The organism is Cedecea neteri NBRC 105707 = ATCC 33855, assembly GCF_001571265.1.
Classification (GTDB): domain Bacteria; phylum Pseudomonadota; class Gammaproteobacteria; order Enterobacterales; family Enterobacteriaceae; genus Cedecea; species Cedecea neteri.
Genome location: NZ_BCTL01000026.1, coordinates 99,877 through 110,509 on the forward strand (window position 1 = coordinate 99,877; position 10,633 = coordinate 110,509).

Consider the following 10,633-nt stretch of genomic DNA (forward strand, 5'->3'; position numbering starts at 1 on the left):
AACAAGGACAAGACAATGCAAAATCACGGCATCAAAAAAATCGTTCTCGCATACTCTGGCGGCCTCGACACTTCAGCCATCATTCCTTGGCTGAAAGAAAACTACGGCGGCTGCGAAGTTGTCGCCTGCGTGGTAGATATCGGCCAGGATCGTGAAGATCTGAAAGGCGTTGAGCAGAAAGCGCTGCGCTCCGGGGCTTCTGAGTGCTACGTGGTCGATGCGCGTGAAGAGTTTATCAGCGACTATGTTTACCCTGTGCTACAGACCGGGGCACTGTATGAAGGCAGCTACCTGCTCGGCACCTCTATGGCACGTCCGCTGATCGCTAAGGCGCTGGTAGATGTAGCGAACAAAGTGGGCGCAGATGCGCTGTGCCACGGTGCGACCGGTAAAGGTAACGACCAGGTACGTTTTGAATCTACCTGGGCCGCGCTGGCTCCACATCTGAAGGTTGTTGCGCCGTGGCGTGAGTGGAACCTGCGTTCTCGTGAAGCGCTGCTCGACTACCTGAAAGAGCGTGATATCCCGACAACGGCCTCGCTGGAAAAAATCTACAGCCGTGACGAAAACGCCTGGCATATTTCTACCGAAGGCGGCGTGCTGGAAAGCCCGTGGAATGCCCCGAACAAAGATTGCTGGGTGTGGACCGTTGACCCGCAGGAAGCGCCGGATCAGGCCGAGCAGGTGACCGTTACCGTTAAACAGGGCAAAGTTGTTGCCGTAAACGGCGAAGCGATGAGCCCGTTCAAGTGCCTGGAAACCCTGAATGCGATTGGTTCTAAGCACGGTATTGGCCGTATCGATATCGTAGAAAACCGTCTGGTGGGCATTAAGTCCCGTGGCTGCTATGAAACCCCAGGGGGCACGATTATTATGGCCGCGCTGCGTGGTGTTGAGCAGCTGGTGCTGGATCGCGATTCCTTCAAATGGCGTGAGCAGCTGGGTCTCGAAATGTCCTACGTTGTGTACGATGGCCGCTGGTTTGCACCGCTGCGTAAATCTCTGCAGGCCTCTGCCGAGTCGCTGGCGGAAGAAGTGAACGGCGAAGTCGTGCTGCAGTTGTATAAAGGTCAGGTGACGGCGATTCAGAAAAAATCACCGAACAGCCTGTATAGCGAAGAGTTTGCGACCTTTGGCGAAGATGAAGTTTACGATCACAGCCATGCTGGCGGCTTTATCCGTCTGTTCTCGCTCTCTTCTCGTATCCGTGCGCTGAACGAACTTAAGAAGTAATTTTTACCCTCACGCGTTCCCTGGCTGGGCGTGCGTGAGGGGCAAACAAATATCAATATGATGAATGGAGCATGACTATGGCACTTTGGGGTGGGCGTTTTACTCAGGCAGCCGATCGGCGGTTTAAGCAATTCAATGACTCTCTACGCTTTGACTATCGCCTGGCTGAGCAAGACATCGTAGGTTCTGTCGCCTGGTCCAAAGCGTTGGTTACCGTGGGCGTGCTGACTGAAGCTGAACAACAGCAGCTTGAGCAGGCCCTGAAAGTCTTGCTGGAAGAAGTACAGGTTAATCCGCAGGCTATTCTGGAAAGCGATGCGGAAGATATTCACAGCTGGGTGGAAGGCAAGCTTATCGATAAAGTCGGTGCGCTGGGTAAAAAACTCCATACCGGCCGTAGCCGCAACGACCAGGTCGCTACCGATCTGAAGCTGTGGTGCAAAATGCAAATCAGCGAACTGCTGGCGGCCACTCGCGAGGTTCAGCAGGCATTAATTGAAACAGCTGAAGCCAATCAGGATGCCGTGATGCCGGGCTATACGCACCTGCAGCGCGCGCAGCCGGTGACTTTTGCCCACTGGTGCCTGGCCTACGTTGAGATGCTGGCTCGCGACGAAAGCCGTTTGCAAAGTACTCTGCAGCGCCTGGACGTCAGCCCGCTGGGCAGCGGCGCGCTGGCAGGTACTGCTTATGAAATTGACCGCGAACAGCTTGCCGGCTGGTTAGGTTTTGCTTCCGCGACCCGCAACAGCCTCGACAGCGTCTCTGACCGCGATCATGTACTGGAATTGCTGTCCAACGCTTCTATCGGCATGGTTCACCTGTCCCGTTTTGCAGAAGACTTAATCTTCTTCAACACTGGAGAAGCCGGTTTTGTTGAGCTGTCCGATCGCGTGACTTCCGGTTCTTCACTGATGCCGCAGAAGAAAAACCCGGATGCGCTGGAGCTGATCCGCGGCAAGTGCGGCCGCGTGCAGGGCGCGCTAACCGGCATGATGATGACCCTGAAAGGTCTGCCGCTGGCGTATAATAAAGATATGCAAGAAGACAAAGAAGGCCTGTTCGACGCGCTCGATACCTGGCTTGATTGTCTGCATATGTCGGTGCTGGTGCTGGACGGCATTCAGGTTAAACGTCCTCGCTGCCAGGAAGCTGCCGAGCAGGGCTATGCCAACGCCACCGAGCTGGCGGATTACCTGGTCGCCAAAGGCGTACCGTTCCGTGAAGCTCACCACATTGTAGGCGAGGCCGTCGTCGAAGCGATTAAACAAGGTAAAGCGCTGGAAGCCTTAACCCTGGCCGATCTGCAGAAGTTCAGCGCGGTTATTGGCGACGATGTGTATCCGATTCTGTCACTGCAGTCCTGCCTCGACAAACGTGCCGCGAAAGGCGGTGTTTCACCCAAGCAGGTTGCTCAGGCTATCGCCGACGCGAAGCAGCGCCTGGTCTAATCTCCTCGAAATTTGAACAAAAAAAAGCGGACATACTGTCCGCTAAAAGTTCACGTTGGCTTTAATAATTCGTCAGGTTCAGAGAACAGAGAGTCTCTGCAGCCGCACGTCGTTCTGGGGTAAGTCAGAGCGATGCGCCTTGCTGTTGCTGGCTATTATTCACCAACATCGCTTGATAGGGATAATCGTTCGTTGCTATGCTATCTATCGCCATGAACTATCGTGGCGCAGGAGGATAGAGAATGAATATTCGAGATCTTGAATACCTGGTGGCGCTGGCCGAGCACCGCCATTTTCGTCGGGCAGCGGATGCCTGTCACGTTAGCCAGCCGACGCTGAGCGGCCAGATTCGCAAGCTGGAAGATGAACTTGGCGTAATGCTGCTGGAGCGTACCAGCCGTAAAGTGCTGTTCACCCAGGCAGGTTTGCTGCTGGTGGATCAGGCGCGGACGGTGCTGCGTGAAGTCAAAGTGTTGAAGGAGATGGCAAGCCAGCAGGGCGAAGCCATGTCCGGGCCGCTGCATATCGGCCTGATCCCAACCGTAGGTCCTTACCTGCTACCGCAAATTATTCCGATGCTGCATCAGAGCTTCCCTAAGCTGGAAATGTATCTGCACGAAGCCCAAACCCACCAGCTGCTGGCGCAGCTCGACAGCGGCAAGCTGGACTGTGCCATTCTGGCGCTGGTAAAAGAGAGCGAAGCGTTTATCGAGGTGCCGCTGTTTGATGAGCCGATGGTGCTGGCGGTTTATCAGGATCATCCGTGGGCGAACCGCGACCGCGTGCCGATGTCCGATTTGGCCGGTGAAAAGCTGCTGATGCTGGAAGACGGGCACTGCCTGCGCGATCAGGCTATGGGCTTTTGCTTTGAAGCGGGCGCGGATGAAGATACCCATTTCCGGGCAACAAGCTTAGAGACGCTGCGTAACATGGTCGCTGCAGGAAGTGGCATTACGCTCTTGCCAGCCCTGGCCGTGCCGCATGAACGTCAGCGCGACGGTGTTGTTTATCTGCCGTGTTATAAACCAGAGCCGCGTCGTACTATCGGCCTGGTTTATCGTCCTGGGTCACCGCTGCGTAGCCGCTATGAGCAGCTGGCAGAGGCCATCCGCACACAAATGGATGGCCATTTCGACTCAGCGCTAAAACAGGCGATTTAAGCCGTTAAGCGCCGCTACCCGATAGGCTTCCGCCATCGTTGGGTAGTTAAAGGTGGTGTTAACGAAGTACTCAATGGTGTTACCGCCACCTTTTTGCTCCATAATTGCCTGGCCGATGTGAATAATTTCGGCCGCGCGCTCGCCAAAGCAGTGGATCCCCAGAATTTCTTTCGTCTCACGGTGGAACAGAATTTTCAGCGTCCCGACGTTCATACCCACGATTTGCGCCCGCGCGAGATGCTTAAACTGCGCACGACCCACTTCGTAAGGCACTTTCATCGAGGTCAGCTGTTGTTCCGTTTTGCCCACGGAGCTGATTTCCGGAATGGTGTAAATGCCGGTCGGGATATCTTCGATCAGATGACCCGTGGCTTCTCCTTTCACCAGTGCCTGAGCGGCGATGCGTCCCTGGTCGTAGGCTGCTGAAGCCAGACTTGGATAACCAATAACATCACCCACCGCGTAAATATGCGGCAGCGCGGTCTGGTACATGCTGTTGACCTTGATAAGTCCACGGCTGTCCGCTTCCAGGCCGATGTTCTCCAGCGCCAGCGAATCTGTATTCCCGGTACGTCCGTTGGCGTAAAGCAGGCAATCTGCCTTCACTTTTTTGCCGGACTTCAGAGAGACAATCACGCCGTCGTCCACGCCTTCAATCTTTTCAAACTCTTCGTTGTGGCGGATAACCACGCCGCTGTTCCAGAAGTGGTAGGAGAGCGAGTCCGACATTTCCTGATCGAGGAAAGCGAGCAGGCGATCGCGAGTGTTGATCAGATCAACTTTGACGTTCATCCCGCGGAAGATCGAAGCATATTCGCAGCCGATCACCCCGGCACCATAGATGATCACATGGCGCGGTTCATGATGCAGGCTGAGAATAGAGTCGCTGTCATAGATACGCGGATGGGTAAAATCAACTTCTGGCGGGCGGTAGGGCCGGGAACCGCAGGCGATCACAAATTTCTCGGCGGTATAGGTTTCGACCGACCCATCGTGACACAGAAGCTCGATAGTGTGCTCATCGACAAAGTGCGCATCGCCCTGCAGCATCTCGCAGCGGTTACGCTCGTAAAAGCCCTGGCGCATGCGGGTTTGCTGGTTAATCACGCTGTCGGCGTGGTTAAGGATGTCGGCAAAAGAAGAACGGAGAAGGTGAGTGTGGTCGCTGTATAACGGGTTTTGATTGAATTCAATAATGCGGCTGACGGCGTGGCGGAGGGCTTTCGAAGGGATGGTGCCCCAATGGGTGCAGCCGCCGCCGACATTGTGGTAGCGCTCAATCACCGCTACCCTGGCTCCTTGTTTCACCAGCCCCATGGCGGCACCTTCGCCTCCGGGACCGGAACCAATCACTATTGCGTCATAATCGTAGGTTTGTGGCATGGTCAGGCTTACCTGTTTTTATACATAAAGGCAACACGATGGTAACATCAACCGGGCATTTCCCCAATTCTCGTTGTGCTTTTTCCCGCCTGGACAGGTCAATGTTCCGTAAACAATCATTCACAATACACTATAAAAGCGGTAGCTTGATTCTCTGATATAGTTCCAGCTCTGTTTGAAGGATTCAGGCAATATGATGGGTGTAAGAGCGCAACAAAAAGAGAGAACCAGGCGTTCTTTAGTCGAGGCAGCATTTAGCCAGCTAAGCGCCGAAAGAAGCTTTGCCAGCCTGAGCCTGCGTGAAGTTGCCCGCGAAGCCGGTATTGCGCCAACGTCATTTTATCGCCATTTCCGCGATGTTGATGAACTCGGTCTTACAATGGTAGACGAAAGTGGCCTGATGCTGCGGCAGTTAATGCGGCAGGCGCGGCAGCGCATCGCCAAAGGCGGCAGTGTGATCCGTACGTCAGTGTCAACGTTCATGGAGTTTATCGGCAATAACCCTAACGCTTTCCGCTTGTTGCTGCGTGAACGCTCGGGCACGTCTGCGGCGTTTCGTGCCGCGGTTGCCCGCGAAATTCAGCACTTTATTGCGGAACTTGCCGACTATTTAGAACTCGAAAATCGCATGCCTCGCAGCTTCACCGAAGCGCAGGCCGAAGCGATGGTCACGATTGTGTTTAGTGCAGGTGCCGAAGCGCTGGACGTTGATATCGAACAGCGTCGCCAGCTCGAAGAGCGACTGGTGTTGCAGTTACGTATGATCTCAAAAGGAGCGTACTACTGGTATCGCCGGGAACAAGAAAAAATGGCACTGGCTCATTTATCCGAAGAGTGAAGGAACGAGCAATGAAACAGTTACAAGATAGAGGTACGCTGGCGCTGGCGTTTATCGCTGGTCTGTCGATTAACGGATCTTTTGCCGCGCTGTTCAGCTCGGTTGTTCCGTTCTCGATATTCCCTATTATCGCTCTGGTGCTGGCGGTTTACTGCCTGCATCAGCGCTATCAGAACCGTACGATGCCAGTTGGGTTACCGAGCCTTGCGGCGGCCTGTTTTGTGTTAGGCGTGCTGCTTTTCAGCTCAGTGGTTCGCGTTGAATACCCGGTAATTGGATCTAACTTTGTGCCTTCGATTCTGTCGGTGGTTCTGCTGTTCTGGATTGTGTTTAAAGTTCGTTCCCGCAAATCAGAAGCGGCTGAGTAAGCCCGATAAAAAGCAAAAAGGACGCCGAGGCGTCCTTTTTCTATTTGCGCGTTAGCAGCACGCCGCATTCCATATGATGTGTGTACGGGAACTGGTCAAACAGCGCCAGCCGGGCGATGTTGTGAGTCTGGGATAATGTCTCCAGGTTCTCGCACAGCGTCTGTGGGTTGCAGGAGATATAAAGGATGTGCGGGTAGGCCTGCACCATTTTTACCGTGTCAGCATCCAGACCACTGCGCGGCGGATCGACAAAAATGGTCTCGCACTGATAGCTCTTAAGATCGATTCCCTGCAGGCGGTTAAATTCCCTCACGCCATTCATTGCCTGGGTGAACTCTTCCGCCGCCATGCGGATGATTTGCACGTTATCAATATTGTTGGCCGCGATGTTGTACTGCGCTGCTGCAACAGAAGGTTTAGCAATTTCGGTTGCCAGCACCCGGTCGAAGTTGCGGGCCAGCGCCAGCGAGAAGTTACCGTTCCCGCAGTAGAGTTCCAGTAGATCGCCGCTTGCGTTTTCTGTCGCGCTCAGCGCCCACTCCAGCATCTGAATATTCATGGCGGCGTTTGGCTGGGTGAAGCTGTTCTCAACCTGGCGGTAAATCATCTCTTTGCCGTCAACCGGCAGACGCTCGTCGATAAAATCCTGGTCCAGCTCAATTTTGGTTTTCGTCGCGCGACCGATCAGGTGCACGTTGAAGCCTCGGGCACGCAGGCTGTCGCGCAGCGTCCGGGCGTGCTGCTGCCATTCATCATCCAGTTTGCGGTGGTAGAGCAAAGACACTACGGCCTGATTGCTCAGCGTTGTCAGGTAGTCAATTTGGAAAAGCTTGTGGCGCAGAGCTGGAATATCACGAACGCCGTCCAGCATGGCTGGCATCAGGGCGTTGATAAGCTCACTGGCCGCCGGGAAGCTGTTGACCCGGATGCGGCTTTTGGTCTGCTGATCGAACATGATGTGATAAAGGTCATCACCTTCATGCCAAATGCGGAACTCGGCTCGCATACGGTAGTGGCTTACCGGTGAGCGGAATACCTCCGGGGCCGGTGCGGCAAAAGGCGCCATCATGCCTTCGAGGCGAGTGACTTTTTCCGCCAGTTGCGCGTCGTACTGATCTGTCGGGAGGTGTTCAGGGGTCATGGCTAGCCATCCAGTCGGTCAATGAATACAAACTACGCGGCGATTGTAGGGATTCAACTCACGATGTCCAGCCCGATCGCGTTAAGAAGTTCGGCCGGAAGTCTGGACATCCGTATAAGCCTAACGGTAGCATGGCTTTTCCGGCCTCCTGAGAGTTAAAAGGGAACCCAGTGTGATTCTGGGGCTGACGCGCAGCGGTAAGGAACGGCAAGATGAGCGCACTAAGCAGACACTGCTTTCTTATATAAGCGGGAAGTCCTCATCTTATTTAAGCCCCCAAGCCCGAAGACCTGCCGGAATGACGTCGCAAGTGATATGGCTATCGCGTGCTATTTGCCATATCTGCGGCATCCTATTCGAAAGCGGATGCTTATATAAATGATGATAAAGAAGGTTTCGCTGTTGACGGCTTTGTCCGCAACGGCTTTTTCAGTTTGGGCGCAGGACAGCAACACTGACAATACCCTGGTAGTGACTGCGAATCGTTTTCAGCAGCCGGTGAATAGCGTTCTGGCGCCGACTTCGGTGGTCACACGTGAAGATATCGACCGCTGGCAGTCAAAAGATTTAAACGACGTGATGCGCAGATTGCCGGGCGTGGATATCGCTCAGAACGGCGGCCTTGGCCAAAGCTCCTCGTTTTTTGTCCGTGGTACAGAGGCTCGTCATGTGTTGGTTCTGATTGATGGTATCCCGGTGCCACGTTCTGGAATTGCCAACACAATCGATATCGGTCAGATTCCTGTCTCATTGGTACAGCGCATTGAATATATTCGCGGGCCACGTTCTGCCGTTTATGGTTCCGGTGCGATTGGCGGCGTAGTTAACATTATTACGATGGAGGATAACGAACGTTCTCAGATCAATGCGGGCGTGGGAACGCATGGTTATCAACAGTACGATGGGACCTTTAATCATCGCTTTGGTGATACGCTGGTGACTGCCGCGGGGGCATACCAAACAACGAAGGGCTTTAATGTTCAGCCAAGCTCTCCATATAGCGGTGACAGCGATCGCGATGGCTATAGAAATGCGTTGTTCTGGGGCGGTGTTCAGCACAAGTTTAATGATAATTTCTCCGGTTTTTTCCGCAGTTATGGTTACTCGGCGAATGCCGATTACGATCAAGGATCCTGGGGCTATGCTGGTGGCAATGATGAACACCAGAATGATACCCAATCATGGGATACCGGCCTGCATTTCAACTCTGGCGCCTATTCTTCTCAACTGGTGGCCAACTATCAGCGTATCAAAGATTACAACTACAGCAGCCTGAATGGGCGCTATGCGCCGGGATCAACGCTGGATAAGACGGAGCAGCGCTATATTCAGTGGGGAAACAATCTTGCCGTTGGCCACGGGGCCGTTAGCGGTGGTATTGACTGGAAGCAAGAGAAGCTTCAATCAAGCGGTACAGCGAGCACCGATGTCTACAAGCGTGATACCACCGGGCTGTATCTCACTGGGCAACAGCAAATAGACAGTGTGACGCTTGAAGCTTCCGGGCGTGAAGACCATGACCAGCAGTTTGGTTGGCACGGTACCTGGCAAACTGCCGCGGGATGGGAGTTTGTTGATGGCTACCGGGCGACGTTGTCCTACGGCACTGGATTTCTGGCTCCGTCGCTTGGGGAGCAATTTGGCGCTGAGCGTTTTGGTATTGCCTCTAACCCTAACCTGAAGCCGGAAGAGTCAAAACAGTGGGAAACAGGACTGGAAGGGCTGACCGGCCCAGTTGACTGGCGCCTTTCCGCTTATCGCTATGAGATTCAAAACCTCATCAGCTATAACAATAATGCTTATTACAACGTCAAGGCTGCGACGATTAAAGGAGTGGAGTGGACGGGTAACGTGACGACAGGTCCGATCGATCATCATCTTACGTTGCAATATATAGATCCACGAGATGATGAGACGAATAAAGTCCTCTACCGCCGGGCGAAACAGCAGGTGAAATATGAAGTCACTGGGCAAGTCTACGATTTAGGGTGGAACGTCGCTTACCAGTACATCGGGCAGCGCTACGATAACGACTTTGATAATGGACGTGATGTAAAAATGGGCGGGGTTAGCCTGTGGGATGTTGGTTTGTCTTATCCGGTCACCTCACATCTTACAGTTCGTGGTAAAATAGCTAACCTGTTCGATAAAGATTACGAGACGGTTTATGGCTATCAAACTGCAGGACGGGAATACACCTTGTCTGGCAGCTACACCTTCTGATGCACATCCCACCGTGCTGGTTTTTGACTCCGGCGTCGGTGGGTTGTCCGTCTACAATGAGATTCGGCAGCTTCTGCCGGATCTTCATTACATCTACGCTTTCGACAACGTGGCGTTTCCTTACGGCGAAAAGAGCGAAGAGTTCATCGTCGACCGGGTAGTCTCAATAGTGACTGCCGTGCAGCAGCACTATCCTTTAGCCCTCGCTGTTATCGCCTGTAATACCGCAAGTACTGTTTCTCTCCCCGCCTTACGTGAAAAGTTCGACTTCCCTGTTGTTGGCGTTGTGCCTGCCATTAAACCGGCTGCGCGTTTGACGACAAATGGGGTTGTGGGTCTGCTGGCAACTCGCGGTACGGTAAAGCGGCCTTATACCCACGAGCTTATCTCCCGGTTCGCGACCGAATGCAAGATTGAAATGCTGGGGTCCGCCGAGCTGGTGGAACTGGCAGAGGCCAAACTTCATGGTGAGCCTGTGCCGCTGGACGAGCTGCGTAAAATCTTGCGCCCATGGTTGCGGATGTCTGAGCCGCCGGACACAGTTGTATTAGGCTGCACGCATTTCCCTCTATTACAGGAAGAGTTGCTGGAAGTGTTGCCTGAAGGCACGAGACTGATTGATTCAGGTGCCGCGATTGCAAGGCGTACCGTTTGGTTACTGGAGCATGAAGCGCCGGATGCAGCGTCCGCAGATCAGAATATTGCTTATTGTATGGCGTTCACGCCTGAAACTGTGCAATTAATGCCCGTTTTACAACGTTACGGCTTTGAAAGGCTCGAAAAACTGGCACTTTAGTGCCGTTTTGAGTAAAAAAACGGCGCTTGAAAGTTTTTTT

Annotated in this window: 9 protein-coding genes and 1 riboswitch; of the genes, 7 read left to right on the top strand and 2 right to left on the bottom strand. The window is 53.6% G+C overall.

Annotated elements, in window-relative coordinates; genetic code table 11:
• The first annotated feature begins 15 nt into the window (after window positions 1-15).
• From CNE01S_RS12390 to oxyR, 3 genes are all read left to right on the top strand, one after another.
• Entirely contained in the window at window positions 16-1,233 is a 1,218-nt protein-coding gene (locus CNE01S_RS12390; protein WP_061276363.1) for an argininosuccinate synthase, read from the top strand.
• Window positions 1,234-1,310: 77 nt separating this feature from the next.
• Complete coding sequence (gene argH / locus CNE01S_RS12395; protein WP_061276365.1) at window positions 1,311-2,684, top strand: argininosuccinate lyase; 1,374 nt, start codon at window positions 1,311-1,313, stop codon at window positions 2,682-2,684.
• Window positions 2,685-2,926: 242 nt separating this feature from the next.
• The gene (oxyR, locus tag CNE01S_RS12400; protein ID WP_061276366.1) at window positions 2,927-3,844 is read left to right on the top strand and encodes a DNA-binding transcriptional regulator OxyR; all 918 of its coding nucleotides are present in this window, start codon (window positions 2,927-2,929) and stop codon (window positions 3,842-3,844) included.
• Here oxyR and sthA read toward each other — a convergent pair.
• Window positions 3,827-5,227, bottom strand: a complete 1,401-nt coding sequence (gene sthA / locus CNE01S_RS12405) for a Si-specific NAD(P)(+) transhydrogenase (RefSeq protein WP_061276369.1) — start codon at window positions 5,225-5,227, stop codon at window positions 3,827-3,829. The genes oxyR and sthA overlap by 18 nt on opposite strands.
• A gap of 196 nt (window positions 5,228-5,423) precedes the next feature.
• Between sthA and fabR the strand changes: the two genes are divergently transcribed.
• Window positions 5,424-6,065, top strand: coding sequence for an HTH-type transcriptional repressor FabR (fabR, locus tag CNE01S_RS12410; protein ID WP_039289193.1), 642 nt, complete (start codon window positions 5,424-5,426; stop codon window positions 6,063-6,065).
• Between the two features lie 11 nt (window positions 6,066-6,076).
• Window positions 6,077-6,433 carry a YijD family membrane protein gene (locus CNE01S_RS12415; RefSeq protein WP_061276371.1) on the top strand — a complete coding sequence of 119 codons (357 nt, stop codon included), beginning with the start codon at window positions 6,077-6,079 and terminating at the stop codon, window positions 6,431-6,433.
• 40 nt (window positions 6,434-6,473) lie between these two features.
• Here the strand turns inward: CNE01S_RS12415 and trmA are convergent, their stop codons facing one another.
• Window positions 6,474-7,574, bottom strand: a complete 1,101-nt coding sequence (gene trmA / locus CNE01S_RS12420; protein WP_061276373.1) for a tRNA (uridine(54)-C5)-methyltransferase TrmA — start codon at window positions 7,572-7,574, stop codon at window positions 6,474-6,476.
• Between the two features lie 124 nt (window positions 7,575-7,698).
• Window positions 7,699-7,886, top strand: a riboswitch (cobalamin riboswitch).
• Window positions 7,887-7,955: 69 nt separating this feature from the next.
• On the opposite strand from trmA, the gene btuB reads away from it, so the two are divergent.
• Together btuB and murI are read left to right on the top strand one after the other, a co-directional pair.
• The gene (gene btuB / locus CNE01S_RS12425; RefSeq protein WP_061276386.1) at window positions 7,956-9,797 is read left to right on the top strand and encodes a TonB-dependent vitamin B12 receptor BtuB; all 1,842 of its coding nucleotides are present in this window, start codon (window positions 7,956-7,958) and stop codon (window positions 9,795-9,797) included.
• Window positions 9,742-10,593 carry a glutamate racemase gene (murI, locus tag CNE01S_RS12430; protein WP_072279136.1) on the top strand — a complete coding sequence of 284 codons (852 nt, stop codon included), beginning with the start codon at window positions 9,742-9,744 and terminating at the stop codon, window positions 10,591-10,593. The genes btuB and murI overlap by 56 nt, the downstream gene beginning before the upstream one ends.
• The last annotated feature ends 40 nt before the right edge of the window (window positions 10,594-10,633 follow it).